Origin of the sequence: Frigoribacterium sp. VKM Ac-2859 (genome assembly GCF_013204925.1) — a bacterium.
Classification (GTDB): Bacteria; Actinomycetota; Actinomycetes; order Actinomycetales; family Microbacteriaceae; genus Frigoribacterium.
In genome coordinates, this window is the sequence record NZ_JABMLC010000002.1 from 1,413,058 (window position 1) to 1,428,990 (window position 15,933).

Consider the following 15,933-nt stretch of genomic DNA (forward strand, 5'->3'; position numbering starts at 1 on the left):
ACTACTCCGTGGCGGCGGTGATCTTCGCGACGCCGACGAGCATCTCGTCCTGGACGGCGTCGGTCTTGAAGGTCTGGTTCAGCAGCGACGCGGCGTCGGGGCTGATGTGCACCGTGGTGCCCTCGAGGACGGCGTTCGAGCCCTCCATCTGGATCGGCTTCAGCGTGCCACCCCAGAGGTTGAACAGGTAGGCGTCCTCGGCGGCGACGGTGCCGTTGGCGGTCACGGTGCCGTAGAGCTTCGACTCGCCCGGGTCGATGCGGAAGTCGGTCAGTTCGACGACGGTGCCGTCGGCCGAGGTCAGCGACAGGCCGGAGCCGTCGTGGTCGATCTCGCCCTGGACGTAGGGGCGCACGTCGCTGTCGGGGCCGTAGTAGTCGACGTTGCCGCCCGTGATCGGGAAGGCGAAGGTGCCGTCGGTGAAGGTCGCGGTGCCGACGACGCCGGGGGTCAGGCCGAGCGAGGTGATCGCGTCGACGAAGGACTGGTCGACGGCGACCTGGGTGTCGACGCCGTTGCTGAGGTCGGCGATCGACGCGGCGGGCGTCGACGCGGCCGAGGGCTCGGACGAGGAGGACGACGACGTCGAGGAGGTGTCGGTCGCGGTGCCCGAGTTGGACGAGCAGGCGGCGAGCGAGAAGATCAGGGCGCCGGAGGCGGCGATGCCGAAGGCGGCTTTCGTGATGCGCTTGCGAGTGAAGGCGTTCATGGTGGAGCTCCTTGTCAGTTGGTCCCGGTGGGGATGTACAGGGTTCGCCACCGAGGGCGAGAAGGTTTGGATCTCGGTGACTTCGTTACCCGCCCGTGACCTTCACCCCCGAACGAGGGGTGGTCGTGTCCGAGGGGTCGACGCCGGTGCGCAGGAGGCGCGGTGCCGGTCTCGAGGACCGGCGCCGCGCCTCCTGCGGTCGCGTCTAGTTCCGCTCTACTTCTTGAGGAACTCGAGCACGACGCGGTTGAACTCGTCGGCGTCGCTGACGTTCGCGCCGTGCGGTGCGCCGGCGATCACGTGCAGCTCGGACCCGGCGATCGCCGCGTGCGTCCGGGCGCCCGAGCCCTCGTACGGCACGGTCGCGTCGCCGTCACCGTGGATGACCAGCGTCGGCACGGTGACCTTGGTCAGGTCGTCACGGAAGTCGGTGTTCGCGAACGAGGCCATGGCCTCGAGCGCGGCGGCCTTGTCCGCCTGCTTCGCGAGGCGCAGGGCGTCCTGGCGGTCGGCCTCGGACACCTTGAGCACGCCGTCGACCGAGAAGAAGCCGGTCGTGAAGTCGTCGTAGAACGAGTCCTCGTCCTTGGTCAGGCCGGCCGTCATCTCGGCGGCGGCCTCCTTGGTGAGGGGGCCGTCGGGGTTGTCGTCGGTCTTGAGCAGGTACGGGGGCACGGCCGAGGCGAAGACGACGCTGTGCAGGCGCTCGGTGCCGTACTTGCTGAAGTAGCGCGCGACCTCGCCGCCGCCCATCGAGAAGCCGACGAGCGTGACGTCGTCGAGGTCGAGCTCGGTGAGGACGGTGTGCAGGTCCTCGGTCAGGTGGTCGTAGTCGTAGCCCGTCTTGGGCTTGTCGCTGCGTCCGAAGCCGCGGCGGTCGTACGTGACGACGCGGTAGCCGGCCTCGACGAACGCGGGGACCTGCTTGCTCCAGGACTCACCCGACAGGGGCCAGCCGTGGATCAGGACGACGGTGCGACCCGTGCCGCCGGTGTCGTCGACGTGCAGGTTCGTGTCCTTGAAGAGGCCGTGGTGTGCGGTGATCTCGGTCATGGTCGGGTGCCTTCTCTCTCCCGCCGTCCTGGCGGGTACCCCTCCGTTCGTAGTCGGCCTCCCTGGGGGCCGGGCCGTCTCGGAGGCATCTCGGAGGTGGGGGACAACTGGCGGGCAGGCCTGGCTGGGATACCCCTAGGGGGTATAAGCTGAGGCCCGATCGAGAGGACAGCGCATGACCGACACCACCATCACCACCCTGCAGGTCGACGGCATGACCTGCGAGCACTGCGTCGCGAGCGTCACCGAAGAGCTCTCCGAGGTCGACGGCGTCGACTCGGTCGAGGTCGACCTCAACCCCGGAGGCGCGTCCACCGTCTCGGTCCAGGCCGACGCCACCGTCGAGCACGACCAGCTGCGCGCCGCCGTCGAAGAGGCCGGCTACCAGCTCTCCGCACGATGACCGCCGCCGGAGGCGCGGGTCGGCCGGGCGAGGGCGTCACCGGGAGCACCCTGCCACCCGATGCGGTGCAGTTGGACATCACCGGCATGACCTGCGCCTCCTGCGCCAACCGCATCGAGCGCAAGCTCAACAAGCTCCCCGGCGTCGAGGCCTCGGTGAACTACGCGACCGAGAAGGCCCACGTGCGGGTCGTGGCCGGTGCCGTCGACGACGCACGCGAGGGCGACCCCGGGGTGCCCGACGTCGACGCGCTCATCGCCACGGTGGCCGCCGCGGGGTACGGGGCGACCGTGCCCGCGCCTCCTGCGTCCCCGACCGGCGCGGCCGACGGCTCGTCCGACGCCGCCCCGGACGCCCGGGCCACCGAGGTCGACGCCCTCCGCCGGCGCACCCTCGTCAGCACCGCCCTCGCCCTGCCCGTCGTGGTGCTCTCGATGGTCCCGGCCCTGCAGTTCACGAACTGGCAGTGGCTCGCGCTGACCCTCGCGGCACCCGTCGCCGTGTGGGGGGCCTGGCCCTTCCACCGCGCCGCCGCCGTCAACCTCCGCCACGGCGCCGCGAGCATGGACACCCTCGTCAGCGTCGGCGTGGTCGCCGCCTTCGCCTGGTCGCTCTGGGCCCTGTTCTTCGGCGACGCCGGCCGGCCGGGCATTCACATGTCGTTCAGCCTGGTCGCCACCCACGGCGGTCCGACCGAGCTCTACCTCGAGGTCGCGTCGGCCGTGACCGTGTTCATCCTGCTCGGCCGCTGGCTCGAGGCCCGCGCCAAGCGCCGCTCGGGCGAGGCCCTGCGCGCCCTGCTCGAACTCGGCGCGAAGGAGGCCACCGTCCTGCGCGACGGTCAGGAGGCGCGGGTCGCCACCGCGGGTCTGGTGCCCGGCGACCTCGTGGTCGTCCGTCCGGGCGAGGCGATCGCCAGCGACGCCCTCGTGCGCGAGGGCACCTCGGCGGTCGACCTGAGCATGCTGACCGGCGAGTCGGTGCCGGTCGAGGTCGGCCCGGGCGACCGCGTCGTCGGAGCGACCCTCAACGTGGGCGGACGCCTGCTCGTCGAGATCACCCGCGTCGGGGCCGACACCGAGCTCGCCCGGCTCGGACGCCTCGTCGAGGAGGCGCAGAGCGGCAAGGCCGAGGTGCAACGACTGGCCGACCGGGTCTCGGCCGTGTTCGTGCCGGTCGTCATCGGGCTGGCCGTGCTGACCTTCGTCGGCTGGTTCGCGTTCGGCGGCTTCGTCGGGGGTGCCGGGGGCGGGGGCTTCTTCGCCGGGTCGCTGCAGACCGCGTTCACCGCCGCCGTCGCCACCCTGATCATCGCCTGCCCGTGCGCGCTCGGGCTCGCGACGCCCACCGCGCTGCTGGTCGGCACGGGCCGCGGCTCGCAGCTCGGCATCGTGATCCGGGGGCCGCAGGTGCTCGAGCGCACCCGCACGGTCGACACGATCGTCCTCGACAAGACCGGGACGGTCACGACCGGGCGGATGAGCGTGCGCGAGGTCGTCCTCGACGACGCCGCGGCCACCGGGGTCGACGACGTCCTGGCCCGGGCCGCCGCCGTGGAGTCCGGCTCGGAGCACCCGGTCGCCCGCGCGGTCGAGGCCGAGGCCGCCCGGCGCGGGGTCGTCGTCCCGGCTGCGGAGCAGTTCACCGCCCACGCCGGGGCCGGAGTGCAGGCCCTCGTCGACGGCACGCTCGTGCTGGTCGGCCGCCCCGGGTGGCTGGCCGACGAGTGGTCGGTCACCGCGCCTCCCGGGCTCGAGAGGGCGTTCGCCGCCGCCGAGGCGACCGGTGCGACCCCCGTCGCCGTCGCCTGGGACGGTCGGGTGCGCGGTGTCGTCACCGTCGCGGACACCGTGAAGCCCGGTGCGCGGGAGGCCGTCGAGCGGTTCCGCGGCCTGGGCCTGACGCCCGTGCTGCTGACCGGCGACAACGCGGGCGCGGCACGGCACGTCGCGGCGCAGGTCGGCATCGCCGCGGCGGACGTCGTGGCGCAGGCGACCCCGCAGCAGAAGGTGGAGGCGGTGGCCCGGTTGCAGGCCGAGGGTCGCGTCGTCGCCATGGTCGGCGACGGCGTCAACGACGCGGCCGCCCTCGCCACGGCCGACCTGGGCATCGCCCTCGGGACCGGCACGGACGCGGCCATCGCGGCCGGCGACCTGACCGTCGTCAGTGGCGAGCTCGCCGGGGTGGCCGACGCCATCCGCCTGTCACGGGCCACGCTCGGCACCATCAAGGGCAACCTGTTCTGGGCCTTCGCCTACAACGTCGCGGCGATCCCGGTCGCGATGCTCGGGCTGCTCAACCCCGTGCTGGCCGGCGCGGCGATGGTGGCGTCGTCCGTGTTCGTCGTGACGAACAGCCTGCGCCTGCGGCGGTTCCGCACCGGGTGAGGCGGGGCGGGCTCCGCGTGCCCGACTCGTGTCGCACCACGGGTGAGCTGCGCGGGCACGTGTCGTGCCGCCGGTGAGCTGCGCGGGCACGTGTCGCACCGCCTGCTGAACGTCGCACCGCCTGTTTCGGCGGTGCGATGTTCAGTTCTTGGTGCGACCACCCACAGGGTGCCTTGCGCCACCGCCAGACAGACGCTCGATATGTAAAATGGTCGTCGGGTGTCGTCATCGCCGGAACGGCCCCCGGGCATGGCGAAGCCCGAGACCGCACAACCGATCTCGGGCTTCGATGTGCTCTCCGTGAAGAGAACCAGGGACCCAACAGAGATCCCGCTTCATCTGATCGGAAGTGTAATCCCATGACGATCGACGTGCAAACGTCGATCCCACGGGGTGGGTCCCTGGCTCTCTCGCGGTGTTCGCCGGCGCGAACACCGAGAGGAGGGAGCGGATGTCCGAGGACGACCGCCGCCCGCCCAGGAAGACCGTGCCGTGGTGGCAGATCGCGACTCTCGTCGTGACCGTCGCCCGGTTCGCAGTCGACCTGGTGCGCAAGGGCTAGGAACAGGGCCCCGGGGTCATCAGGCCCCGGGGCCCGCTCCCGCCGGCTGCCCCGGTCCCGCCTAGGGTGAGCGCATGATCATCTTCGGCACCAAGGGCACGAGCGCCCTGCTGGGCGTCCTCTTCTTCGTCTGCCGGGTCTGCGGCAACGAGGCCGCGCAGCGCCTGGTCAAGCACCGTCGGTGGTTCACGCTCTTCTTCATCCCGGTGATCCCGTACTCGACGAAGCACGTCTACACCTGCGCCTACTGCGGCGCGGGCACCGAGCTCGACGCCGAGGCGGCCGGACGGTTCCAGGCCGACGCCGAACACGCCGCGGCCTCCCGCGGCGGCCGGTCGCAGGGCTGACCGACCGCTCGGCGGCACGGGACGCCCAGGGAGGCGCGGCCGTGGCGTCAGGGCAGCGCGCGGTACCAGCCGGCCACGCGGGCACGCAGGCCGACGGGGCGGGACCGGCGCCGCGCCTCCTCGGGGGCGTCGGCGACGGCCGGGGCGAAGCCGACGGTCGCGCACGAGGTGCAGACGAGCACGTGACGGTGCACCGAGAGGGCCGTGCCGTAGAACGGGTTGGGCTCGAGACGGGTCGGCGACGCGCACAGCGTGCAGAGGGGGAGTTCGCGCGTTTCGTCCATGAGGATCACCACGACTCATGTTCGGCCACGAGGGGCCCCGAGGTTGTCCCCCACTTCGGGTGGCGGGGTACGCAGCGACGCGCGTCGGGGGGACCCGAAGCGGCGATGGCTCGGCCCGGGCGGGGCCCGACGTCGGGACGAGGAGGCGCGGGTCGGCCACCTAGGATCGTCGCGTGACGGACTCCCACGCTCCCGGGCACGCCGCTCCCGCTCACGGTTCCCTCGGCCACGCCGACGGCGGCTGGTCCCCGTTGGCCGGCAGCGCGCAGGCCGTGGTGCTGGACATCCTCGTGCACGGCGCCCGCCCCCGGACCGAGCTCGCCGCCCGGCTCGGCCTGTCGGGCCCGAGCCTCACGCGCATCACCAGACCCCTGCTCGAGAGCGGGCTGCTGGTCGAACGCGCGTCCCTCGCGCCGTCCGGCTCGGGTCGCCCCTCGGTCCCGCTCGACCTCGACCCGGACGCCCACCACTTCGTCGGCGTCAAGCTGACCCGTGACCGCCTCTTCGTCGTCGTGGCCGACCAGCGGGGCCGGGTGCTGGACGGGCACGACGACGACCTGCCCGACCCGTCGCCCGCCGCCGTCGTGGCCCAGGTCGCGGCGGTCGTGACCTCGGCCCGCGGCCGGGACGACCGCATCCGTGCGGTCGGCGTCACCGTCGGCGGACAGGTCGTCGACCGTGCCCACGTGCGGCACGCGCCGTTCCTCGGCTGGGACGACGTGCCCCTCGCCGAGCTGCTGACCGCCACGACCGGCCTGCCGACCTGGGTCGAGAACGACGTCCGTGCGCTGACCCAGGCCGAGCTCTGGTTCGGCGAGGGACGCGGGCTGCGCTCGTTCGCCCTGGTCACGATCGGCGCCGGCGTGGGGCTCGGCCTCGTCGCCGCGGGCGAGGTGCTCGGCGGGGCACACTCGTCGGCGGGCAGCGTCGGACACCAGCGGATCGTGGCGCCCGCGCCCGTGCCGGTGCCCGTGCCCGAGCCCGCGTCGGCCGCCGCTGCGGCCCGCGCCGACGTGCCGGCCCCCACCTGCGACCTCGGCCACCACGACTGCGCGAGCGCGTTCCTCACGGTCGCCGCGGTCGAGGCCGCCGCCGCCCGGGCCCTCGGCCGCCCGGTCGCCTACGACGACCTGCTCGTCCTCGCCGCCGACGGACACCAGGAGGCGCGGGTCGTCGTCGACACCGCCGCCGACGTCCTGGGCCAGCTGATCGCGGGCGTGCTGAACGTGCTCGACCCCGAGGTGGTCCTCTTGTCGGGCGAGGGCGTGCGGCTCGCGACCGTCGGTGGGGCCGCGGTGGACGCGGCGATCGCACGCGACGCCCACCGGGCGGTCCCGCCGCCCCGCCTGCTCGTCCAGGAGTTCCGGTTCGACGAGTGGGCCCGCGGCGCCGCCGCCGTCGCCATCCAGATGCACGCGCTCGGTCGCTGACGCCGCGCGTGCTCGCGTGAGCGCCCCTCGGGACGCGACCCGCGCCTCCTGCCCGACCCGCGCCTCCTGCCCGACCCGCGCCTCCTACCCGACCGTTCGCCGATGAACCCCGAATGCGAAGACGAACCCCGATTCATCGGGGTTCATCGTCGTGAACGGGGTTCGTCGAGCAGCCGCCCCCGCCTCACCCCGCGGCGGTGACCCGCAGCAACACGACCCGCTCGGGGAACGACGACGGCGCCTGCAGCCCGGCGACCGCCAGGGCGCGTCCGTCGAGCACCACCCCGGGGTACGCGCCGCCCTCGTCCGCCGTGCCCCACCACGGCGGGGGCGTCAGGCCGTGGTCGGGCGAGCCGACGGTGACGGGGGCGACCCGGTACCGGCGCTCGGGGTCGAGCCCGGGCAGCAGCACGCGGCCGAGCGGTGCGACGTCCGACCGTCCGACGTAGGCGAGGAAGAACAGGGCCTCGCTCGCGTCGGCGGCGACCGAGCCGTAGACCAGCAGCGACGGGTCGGCCTCGTCGATCCGGACGAGGTCGCCCGTGTGCATCAGCTGGCGGTGCTCCTTGTAGAGGGCGATCCACGCGGCGAGGTCGCGGTTCTCGGCATCGGTGGCCCGGGCGAGGTCCCACTCGATGCCGAGGTGGCCGAACAGGGCGGTGCCCGCCCGGAACGACAGCTCGTGCCAGCGGCCGGTCGAGTGGCTGACGCCCGAGGCGATGTGCGAGCCGAGCAGCTCGGGCGGCAGGAGCTGCATGGTCCAGCGGTTCATCTGCTGCCGGTCGAGCGGGTCGATGCAGTCGCTGACCCAGACGCGGTCGGTGCGTTCGAGCACGCCGAGGTCGACGCGGGCGCCGCCGGACGAGCACGACTCGATCTCGAGACCGGGGAACCTCGCCTTGAGCTCGTCCATCAGCCGGTACGCCGCGAGGGTCTGCTCGTGGACGCCCGCGGCGCCGGTCGGCCAGGTGCCGGCGTCGACGAGGTCGCGGTTGTGGTCCCACTTCAGGTAGGCGATGTCGTACTCGGTGAGGATCGCCGTCATCTGGCCGAGCACGTGCTCGAACGCCCCGGCGATGCCGAGGTTCAGCACCTGCTGGTCGCGCGACCGCGGGGGCAGGCGGTCGCCGGTCTGCAGGATCCACTCGGGGTGTTCGCGGGCGAGGTCGCTGTCCTCGTTGACCATCTCGGGCTCGAACCAGAGGCCGAACTCCATGCCGAGGCCCGTGACGTGGTCGATCAGCGGTGACAGGCCGTCGGGCCAGACGTCGCCGTCGACCACCCAGTCGCCGAGGCCGGCGTGGTCGTCGCGTCGCCCCCGGAACCACCCGTCGTCGAGCACGTACCGCTCGACGCCGAGGGCGGCGGCCCGGTCGGCCAGGTCGCGCAGGCGGGCGAGGTCGTGGTCGAAGTAGACGGCCTCCCAGACGTTGATCGTCATCGGGCGCGGGCGGGTCGGGTGCTGCTCGCGGGAGCGCAACCACCGGTGGAACCGCCGGGCCTGGTCGTCGAGGCCGTCGCCGTACGAGCCGAAGACCCACGGGCTGCGGTACGACTCGCCCACCTCGAGCCGCAGCTCGCCCGGCAGCAGCAACTCGCCGCCGCCCAGCACCTGCGCCCCGGTCGACAGGCGTTCGGCGTAGTGCCGGTGGCCGCCGCTGAACCCGACGTGCAGCCCCCAGACCTCTCCCGAGCCGTCGCCGAAGCCGAACCCGGGCACGCCGACGCTCAGCACGGTCGCGGCGTCCGGGCCGGTGCGGCCCTTGCGTCCCTCGCGTTCGTGCACGCCGACGACGAGCTCGCGGCGCTGGGGCGTGCGCTCCTTGCCCCAGCGGCCCGCGAAGTCGAGGATCTCGCGGGCTCGCGGCGGCACCGGCAGGGCCAGGTGCAGGTCGGTCAGCGTGTACACGTCCGCCGCCGTGCTCGCGGCACCGGCCGCGGTGCTCGCCGCCCGGTCGTCGCCGGGGGTCGACCGGCCGCCTCCGCGTCGCCCGGCGACGTTCGTCAGCTCGGCCCGGGTGCGGACGAGCCCGCTCGCCGTCAGCTCGATCTCGAGCACGACGGCGAGCCCGGCGACGTCGTCGTGCGCCTCGACCGTGACGACGGCGGCGCCGGCGTCGACCAGCTCGAGACCCGAGGAGGCGCGGGTCGCCTCCGCCTCACCCGTCACGTCGAGCGCGTCGACCGTGAACCGCGGCGACCAGTCGGCACCGTCCGAGCGGTGACCGCCGACCCCCGGCTTGCCCGACCAGCCCGCGTGGTGCTCGGGCAGGATCGCCAGGCGCACCGGCTCGTCCATCAGGTTGTTGACGTACGGCGGCACCGCCGCGACGGCGAGGGACCGCACGTCCTCGAGCGTCGGCCGGCCGAGGGCGGCGCCCCAGTGCAGGACCGCCGGCAGGCGCGCGTCGGTGACGTCGAGCAGCAGGCTGACGCCGGCGCTGCTCAGGTGGACGAACGCGTCGGGTGCCCGGGACGGCGCGACGACGGTGGGCGACGGGGTGGGGTGCGACACGGGTGCTCCAGACGGCGGCAGATACTTTCGTCCGAAAAGTATCTCCGACGCCGAGCGGGGGTCACAACCCCGGCGGGCGGACCGCGGGCCGGCGGGCCCCGGTCAGCGGGCCCCGGTCAGGAGGCGCGGGGCGAGAACAGCCCGTCGGTCACGTCGGTCGGCTGGTCACGGAACCAGCGCAGCAGGGTGCGGACCTTGTGCGACGACGACGGGGACAGGTTGCTGAAGTCGTCGTGGACGCCGGCACCCGCGACGGAGGCGGAGCCCGTACCGGAGCCATTGCCGGTGCCGGAGTCGAAGACGTCGGCGTAGCCCGGGAGGACCGTCGCCAGGTCGTCCGTGACGGCCCGGTAGCCCATGGTCCAGGCGGGGAACAACCGGTCCTCGACGAGCTCGTCGACGATGGTGTGCACGGCCGTGTGCCGGGGGTCGCGCGCGATCACGGCGAGGCGCTCACGGACCGCCTCCTCGGGCCCCTCGAGCACCTGGATGAAGCGGCCCTCGCGGTGCAGCAGCATGCCGGTGATGCCCAGGCGGGCGTTGTTCGAGCGACTGGTCATCAGCAGGTTGGCCAGGTCGTCGTCGGTGAAGGGGTACGACGATCGACTGACGTACACGGTGGACAGCACGGGTGGGCCTCCTCGGGCTCAGGGCTGGACCGATTCTGCACGGCGTCCCGCCCCGCCGCACTCCCCACTTCTGGGCGCTGACAGGTCCGACCCCGGCCCCTACGTCCCCGCCGCGTCCCGGCCATGTCCCCGCCCGACCAGGTCGCACCACCGACGTGTCGTCGAACCACCCTCGTGCGTGGCTCGACGACACATCGGTGGTGCGACCTCACTCGGCCCGGGGCATCGTCCGCCCTACGCTGGAACCGTGCCGCCGACCCCCGAGCCCGAACCACTCCCCGGGGACCGGGAACCCGTCGAGCCCCCGACCCCGACCCCGACCGCGCCCCGCACCCCGACCCCGTGGCGCCGCTCGCCCGGCATCCGCGTCGGGGCGTCGATCGCCGTCGCGACCGGCCTCTACGGCGTCTCGTTCGGTGCGCTCGCCGTGGCTTCGGGCCTGACCACCGCGCAGACCTGCGTCCTGAGCCTGCTGCTGTTCTCCGGAGGTTCGCAGTTCGCCTTCGTCGGCGTCGTCGCCGGAGGAGGCGCGGGTCCGGCAGCCGCGTCCGCCGCGGCCCTGCTCGGCATCCGCAACGCGGTCTACGGCATGCAGCTCAACGCCCTGCTGCACCCGCGCGGCTGGCGTCGGCTGGTGGCCGCGCACGTCACGATCGACGAGTCGCTCGCCACGAGCACCGGTCAGGCCGATCCTCTCGAGCAGCGCCGCGGCTTCTGGGTCGCGGGGGTCGGCGTCTTCGTGCTCTGGAACCTCTTCACCCTGGTCGGGGCGCTCGCCGGGGACGCGATGGGTGACCCGCGCGACTGGGGACTCGACGGGGCGGCCGTCGCGGCGTTCCTCGCGTTGCTGTGGCCGCGCCTCCGTTCCCGTGACGCGGCCGCGATCGCCGTCGCGTGCGCGGTGGTGACCGTCGTCGCGGTGCCGTTCGTACCTCCGGGGGTGCCGATCCTGGTGGCAGCCGTCGTCGCCGCGGCCCTCGGCTGGCGGGCTGCGCGCGAGCGTCGCGACCCGGAGCCGGGCGCGGCCGCGACCCCGGGTGCCGACCCCACGAGCCGAGGAGGCGCGGCGTGAGCACCTGGGTCTGGATCGCCGTCGCCTGCGTGGTCGCCTACGCCACCAAGCTGCTCGGGTACCTCGTGCCCCGCCGCTGGCTGACGAACCCTCGCGTGGCGCGGGTCGCGGGCACGCTCACGATCGGGCTGCTGGCGTCGTTGACCGTCGCGAACGCCGTCGCCACCGGACAGCAGCTCGTGGTCGACGCCCGGCTCGGGGCGCTGGTCGCGGCGGCGGTGGCCCTGCTGCTGCGGGCACCGTTCCTCGTCGTGGTGATCACCGGGGCCGCCGTCGCCGCGGGTCTGCGCCTGCTCGGCCTGCCCTGACCGGCCGTGCCGCGCCGCGCCGCGTCGCCGTCGCACCGGCCGCCCTGGGGTCGCACCGTGACCGGCGGCTGTCCCGAGGCCGCACCACGCTCGCGTCGTCGAACCACCTCGGAACACGGTTCGACGACGCGACGGTGGTGCGACCCGACCCGACCCGACCCGACCCGACCCGACCCGACCCGACCCGATCCGACCCGACCCGATCCGGCACGGACCGGATCAGCTGCCGCGCGGTGCCGACCCCCGGGCCCGACGTCCCTCGAGCACCCCGGCGAGCAGCACCACGGCCACGCCCACCACGGGCACGAGCAGCAGTCCGTACCGCAGCCCGGCCGAGTCCGCGACGAACCCGACGACGGGCGGCGACGCCAGGAACCCCAGTCGCAGCAGCCAGCTCACCAGGGTCAGCCCCGTGCCGGCCCGGAACCCGGGCAGGTTGTCCGCCGCGTGCATCGCCGCCGGGATCAGGGTCGCGACGCCGAACCCCGCCGCCGCGAAGCCGACGATCGTGCCGATCACCGACGGGAACGCCAGGGCGATGCCCATGCCCACCGCGACGAAGACGCCCCCGGCCCGGGCGACGGCCTTCTGGCCGAAGCGGTCGACCATGCCGTCGCCCAGCAGTCGTCCGACGAACTGGGCCCCCTGCAGCGAGACGAACCCGAGGGCGGCGACGGTCACGCCGGCCCCGAGCGACCCCAGGTAGAGCGCGGCCCACGTGCTGCCGGCGTCCTCGACGACGGCGCCCGACGACGCGATGACGACGAGGGCCAGCAGCACGCCCCACTTCGCGACGAAGCCGGGCGAGACGCGGTGACCGTCACGAGCCGAGGAGGTGCGGGTCGCGTCGTCGACGGAGCCCGCCCCGGTGGTCGAGCCGGCCCGCGCCTCCTGCGCTCCACCGTCGGGGGAGTCCGTCGCCACGGGTGCGGCCGCCGCCCCGGCGCCCGCGGTCGCGTCGTCGCGGGGCAGGACGACGGCGTCGGCCGTCTCGGCCGCCCCCTCGGCCGTGCCCTCGGCCGGTTCGGGCCCGGCGAGCAGCAGCGGGTAGGCGACGAGTGCCACGACGGCGAAGATCAGCGCCGAGGCCCCGAGGTGCCAGACGATCGGGATGCCGAGTCCCGCCGCCGCCCCGCCCATCAGCCCGCCGAGGACGGCTCCGATGCTCCACACGGCGTGGAACGAGTTGAGGATCGACCGGCGGTAGCGGTACTGCACGCGCAGTCCGTGCGAGTTCTGCGAGACGTCCACGATGGCGTCGAGGGCACCGGCGAGCAGGAAGCCCGCGGCGAGCAGCCCACCGACCGGGGCGATGCCGGCCAGCAGGACGGCGACCCCGGTGACGACCGTGCCGACGACGGCCACCCGTGACGACCGAAGGCGGCGGATCAGCCACCCGGCGCCGAGCCCCGCGACGAGCGCGCCGACCGGCATCGCCGCGACCGCCAGGCCGAAGTCGGCGTTGGACAGCTCGAGGCCGTCCTTGATGGCGGGGTAGCGCGGGAGGAGGTTCGCGATCAGGGCGCCGTTGGTGAAGAAGAGCAGGGCGACGCCGAGTCGGGCGCGGCGGTCCTCGCGCGTCGGCACGGTGCGGGCCGGCACCGCGGGAGAGGTCGTCGATGACGTCATGGTGTACGAACGTACACTAAGGCCGGGCGGCGGCGGACCGCTCGCGGGGACGCGCCGCCGAGGTGATCAGCGAGGCGCCCGCGACCACCACCAGCACGACGATCATCGCGCTGCGCAGGCCAACGTGCTCGCCGACGAAGCCGAGCAGCGGCGGCCCGACCAGGAACGCCACGTAGGCCATCGTCGCCACGGCTCCGACCGCCGTCGTCGGGTCGTCGCCGTCGGCCGCGGCCGAGACGGTCACCGGGAAGCCCAGGGCGGCACCCAGTCCCCACAGCACGACGGCGACGCCCGCGACGACGACCGAGTCCGAGAACACGACGAGGGCGATGCCGACCGCCGAGACCAGTGCGCTGGCGCGCAGCACGGTGGCGTGCCCGAAGCGGGCGAGCAGCGGTTCGCCGAGGAAGCGGCCGACCGTCATCGCTGCCGCGAACGCCGTGAAGACGACCGTGCCGGCGGTCGCCGAGACCCCGTGCCCGTCGACGAAGAGCAGCGGCAGCCAGTCGTTGGCCGACCCCTCGGCCAGGGCGAGCGCGAGCACGATCAGGCCGAGCAGCACGAGCCGGCGGTCGCGCCAGACCGCGAGCGACCCGGCGAGCCGGGCCCGCACCCCGGAGGCGCGCTCGGCCCGCTCGTCGGAGCGTCCGGTCGAGCGCGGCACGATCGGCACCGCCCAGGCCAGTGCGGCGCCACCCGCGAGAGCGACCCCGAGCAGGTGCCACTGGACGGGGACGTTCGTCGCCGTCAGCAGGATGCCGAGGCCGGCCCCCGCGACCGTGCCGAGGCTGAAGCAGCCGTGCAGCACGGGCAGCACCGACCGGCCGGAGGCGGTCTCGATGGCGGCGCCCTCGATGTTGACGGCGATCTCGGCCAGGCCGACCCCTGCCCCGACCAGGGCGAGGCCCACGAAGACGCCGGGGGTGATCGAGAGCGAGGCGGCCACGCCGACCAGGGCCACGCCGGCGACCAACGAGCTGCCGCCGATCGCCACGGCGCGATGGGCTCCGTGCCGCCGGACGATCGGGGCGGACGACACGATGCCGCCCATCGACCCGACGGACAGGCCGAAGATCACGAGGCCCATCTCGCCCGTCGACGCCTGCAGCAGGTCGCGGATGGCCGGGGTCCGCACGACCCACGAGGCGAGCGAGACGCCGACGACCGCCATGAACGCGAACACCGCCGCCCGGCGTCGGGCGAGCTCGGGGCTGAACGGCGGTCGGTTGGTCATGGGTCCAGTGTGTACGTTCGTACGCTCGTCGTCTAGGGTGTCGTGCATGACCACCACCGACCACTTCGCCGGCGACCCGCGCACGAACCACGAGCGGATGCTCGCGGGCGACCTCTACATCGCGGACGACCCCGAGATCGCGGCGCAGCAGCAGCGGGCGATCACCTTGCAGGCGCGCTTCGCCGCGGTCTTCGCCGACGACGTCGACGCCGCGCAGGCCGTCGCGCGCGAGCTGTTCGGCAGCCTGCACGAGACGGCCCACGTCCGGCCCCCGGTGTACGTCGACTACGGCAGCTCCATCACCATCGGGGCCGGCACGTTCGTCAACTACGGCCTGACCGCGCTCGACGTGGCCCCGATCACGATCGGGGCCGACTGCCAGATCGGCCCGAACGTCCAGCTGCTGACCCCGACGCACCCGGTCGAGCCGCAGCCGCGTCGCGACAAGCTCGAGGCCGCGAAGCCGATCACGATCGGCGACAACGTCTGGCTCGGCGGCGGCGCGATCGTGCTGCCCGGGGTGACGATCGGCGAGAACAGCGTGATCGGCGCCGGGGCGGTGGTGACGAAGGACGTCCCGGCGAACGTGGTCGCGGTCGGCAATCCGGCCCGCGTGCTGAGGAGCATCTAGTCGTGGGCGCCGTGCGACGCACCGAGCCCGACCGTCGTGACCGCCTCATCGACGTGGCGCTCGACGTCGTGGCCGAGGTCGGCGTCGCCGGCGCCTCGCACCGCAAGATCGCGGCGCGCGCCGACGTGCCCCTCGGCTCGATGACCTACCACTTCGACGGCATGGACGAACTGCTGCACGAGGCGTTCTCGCGCTTCGCCGAGACGATCATCGTGCGGTTCGAGCGCCGGCTCGGTGCCGCGACCACCCGCGACGACGCCAAGGAGGCGGTGGTCGCGTTGGTCCACGACGACCTGACCGGCCCTGCCGCGGTCCGCGACCAGGTGCTCAGCTACGAGCTCTACACGCTGGCCGCACGCGAGCCGAGGTTCCGCGAGATCACCCGCGAGTGGATGCGCCGCAGCCGGGTCGAGCTCGAGCGCCACTTCGACCCGGACACCGCCCGCCAGGTCGACGCCCTGATCGAGGGGCTCTCGATCCACCGTGCCCTCGACCCGTCCCCGCCGAGTCGTGCGCTGACCCGCGAGGCCGTGGATCGCATCACGCGCGCCTCCTGACCGTCGCCGGCCGCGCCTCCTGACCGTCGCCGGCCGCGCCTCCTGCGGTTCCGCTCGACATGGCCACAAACCGAACTGTGGTCGCCCCCGGATGCGACTCACAGTAGCTAGGCGCTCTAATGGAACCGGTGCAGAAGATGCACGGCGGTGAGAAGGTACGCACCGGATCGGGACGAGAGTCGA

At 73.8% G+C, this 15,933-nt stretch carries 15 protein-coding genes; 8 read left to right on the top strand and 7 right to left on the bottom strand.

Annotation, left to right across the window (positions count from 1 at the left end):
- Window position 1: 1 nt before the first annotated feature.
- Window positions 2–709, bottom strand: a complete 708-nt coding sequence (locus HQQ78_RS14565; protein WP_123570978.1) for a hypothetical protein — start codon at window positions 707–709, stop codon at window positions 2–4.
- Between the two features lie 216 nt (window positions 710–925).
- On the bottom strand, window positions 926–1,762 hold the full coding sequence (locus HQQ78_RS14570) for an alpha/beta fold hydrolase (RefSeq protein ID WP_159826758.1): 837 nt from the start codon (window positions 1,760–1,762) through the stop codon (window positions 926–928).
- A 175-nt stretch (window positions 1,763–1,937) separates the two neighbouring features.
- Between HQQ78_RS14570 and HQQ78_RS14575 the strand changes: the two genes are divergently transcribed.
- From HQQ78_RS14575 to HQQ78_RS14585, 3 genes are all read left to right on the top strand, one after another.
- On the top strand, window positions 1,938–2,165 hold the full coding sequence (locus HQQ78_RS14575; protein ID WP_054145925.1) for a heavy-metal-associated domain-containing protein: 228 nt from the start codon (window positions 1,938–1,940) through the stop codon (window positions 2,163–2,165).
- 86 nt (window positions 2,166–2,251) lie between these two features.
- A complete protein-coding gene (locus HQQ78_RS14580; protein WP_254065173.1) occupies window positions 2,252–4,552 on the top strand; it encodes a heavy metal translocating P-type ATPase in 2,301 nt (766 codons plus the stop codon).
- A 636-nt stretch (window positions 4,553–5,188) separates the two neighbouring features.
- Window positions 5,189–5,461, top strand: a complete 273-nt coding sequence (locus HQQ78_RS14585) for a zinc-ribbon domain-containing protein (RefSeq protein ID WP_043596621.1) — start codon at window positions 5,189–5,191, stop codon at window positions 5,459–5,461.
- Window positions 5,462–5,508: 47 nt separating this feature from the next.
- Here HQQ78_RS14585 and HQQ78_RS14590 read toward each other — a convergent pair whose 3' ends face one another.
- Complete coding sequence (locus HQQ78_RS14590; protein WP_156155609.1) at window positions 5,509–5,745, bottom strand: hypothetical protein; 237 nt, start codon at window positions 5,743–5,745, stop codon at window positions 5,509–5,511.
- Between the two features lie 173 nt (window positions 5,746–5,918).
- Here HQQ78_RS14590 and HQQ78_RS14595 point away from each other — a divergent pair, with 173 nt between their 5' ends.
- The gene (locus tag HQQ78_RS14595; protein ID WP_173154378.1) at window positions 5,919–7,175 is read left to right on the top strand and encodes an ROK family transcriptional regulator; all 1,257 of its coding nucleotides are present in this window, start codon (window positions 5,919–5,921) and stop codon (window positions 7,173–7,175) included.
- A gap of 184 nt (window positions 7,176–7,359) precedes the next feature.
- Here HQQ78_RS14595 and HQQ78_RS14600 read toward each other — a convergent pair whose 3' ends face one another.
- Window positions 7,360–9,690: an alpha-galactosidase gene (locus HQQ78_RS14600; RefSeq protein WP_173154380.1), complete on the bottom strand. Its 2,331-nt coding sequence runs from the start codon at window positions 9,688–9,690 to the stop codon at window positions 7,360–7,362.
- Between the two features lie 116 nt (window positions 9,691–9,806).
- Complete coding sequence (locus HQQ78_RS14605; protein ID WP_173154382.1) at window positions 9,807–10,319, bottom strand: BLUF domain-containing protein; 513 nt, start codon at window positions 10,317–10,319, stop codon at window positions 9,807–9,809.
- A gap of 361 nt (window positions 10,320–10,680) precedes the next feature.
- Between HQQ78_RS14605 and HQQ78_RS16060 the strand changes: the two genes are divergently transcribed.
- Both HQQ78_RS16060 and HQQ78_RS16065 read left to right on the top strand, forming a co-directional pair.
- The gene (locus HQQ78_RS16060) at window positions 10,681–11,391 is read left to right on the top strand and encodes an AzlC family ABC transporter permease (RefSeq protein WP_371740495.1); all 711 of its coding nucleotides are present in this window, start codon (window positions 10,681–10,683) and stop codon (window positions 11,389–11,391) included.
- The gene (locus tag HQQ78_RS16065; protein ID WP_173154386.1) at window positions 11,388–11,699 is read left to right on the top strand and encodes an AzlD domain-containing protein; all 312 of its coding nucleotides are present in this window, start codon (window positions 11,388–11,390) and stop codon (window positions 11,697–11,699) included. The genes HQQ78_RS16060 and HQQ78_RS16065 overlap by 4 nt, the downstream gene beginning before the upstream one ends.
- Window positions 11,700–11,918: 219 nt before the next feature.
- On the opposite strand, the gene HQQ78_RS14620 is transcribed toward HQQ78_RS16065, so the two are convergent.
- Window positions 11,919–13,328, bottom strand: coding sequence for an MFS transporter (locus HQQ78_RS14620; protein WP_173154388.1), 1,410 nt, complete (start codon window positions 13,326–13,328; stop codon window positions 11,919–11,921).
- 16 nt (window positions 13,329–13,344) lie between these two features.
- Window positions 13,345–14,562 (bottom strand): MFS transporter, encoded by a 1,218-nt coding sequence (locus HQQ78_RS14625; RefSeq protein ID WP_173154389.1) that lies wholly within the window; start codon window positions 14,560–14,562, stop codon window positions 13,345–13,347.
- A gap of 46 nt (window positions 14,563–14,608) precedes the next feature.
- Here HQQ78_RS14625 and HQQ78_RS14630 point away from each other — a divergent pair, with 46 nt between their 5' ends.
- Window positions 14,609–15,193 (top strand): sugar O-acetyltransferase, encoded by a 585-nt coding sequence (locus tag HQQ78_RS14630; protein WP_159825057.1) that lies wholly within the window; start codon window positions 14,609–14,611, stop codon window positions 15,191–15,193.
- Window positions 15,194–15,195: 2 nt separating this feature from the next.
- A complete protein-coding gene (locus HQQ78_RS14635) occupies window positions 15,196–15,750 on the top strand; it encodes a TetR/AcrR family transcriptional regulator (protein ID WP_371740417.1) in 555 nt (184 codons plus the stop codon).
- The last annotated feature ends 183 nt before the right edge of the window (window positions 15,751–15,933 follow it).

What these genes read in the sequence shown, in the direction of transcription:
- HQQ78_RS14565 (WP_123570978.1), bottom strand. Translation starts at nt 709, where the DNA reads ATGAACGCCTTCACTCGCAAGCGCATCACGAAAGCCGCCTTCGGCATC.
- HQQ78_RS14570 (WP_159826758.1), bottom strand. Translation starts at nt 1,762, where the DNA reads ATGACCGAGATCACCGCACACCACGGCCTCTTCAAGGACACGAACCTG.
- HQQ78_RS14575 (WP_054145925.1), top strand. Translation starts at nt 1,938, where the DNA reads ATGACCGACACCACCATCACCACCCTGCAGGTCGACGGCATGACCTGC.
- HQQ78_RS14580 (WP_254065173.1), top strand. Translation starts at nt 2,252, where the DNA reads ATGACCTGCGCCTCCTGCGCCAACCGCATCGAGCGCAAGCTCAACAAG.
- HQQ78_RS14585 (WP_043596621.1), top strand. Translation starts at nt 5,189, where the DNA reads ATGATCATCTTCGGCACCAAGGGCACGAGCGCCCTGCTGGGCGTCCTC.
- HQQ78_RS14590 (WP_156155609.1), bottom strand. Translation starts at nt 5,745, where the DNA reads ATGGACGAAACGCGCGAACTCCCCCTCTGCACGCTGTGCGCGTCGCCG.
- HQQ78_RS14620 (WP_173154388.1), bottom strand. Translation starts at nt 13,328, where the DNA reads ATGACGTCATCGACGACCTCTCCCGCGGTGCCGGCCCGCACCGTGCCG.
- HQQ78_RS14625 (WP_173154389.1), bottom strand. Translation starts at nt 14,562, where the DNA reads ATGACCAACCGACCGCCGTTCAGCCCCGAGCTCGCCCGACGCCGGGCG.
- HQQ78_RS14630 (WP_159825057.1), top strand. Translation starts at nt 14,609, where the DNA reads ATGACCACCACCGACCACTTCGCCGGCGACCCGCGCACGAACCACGAG.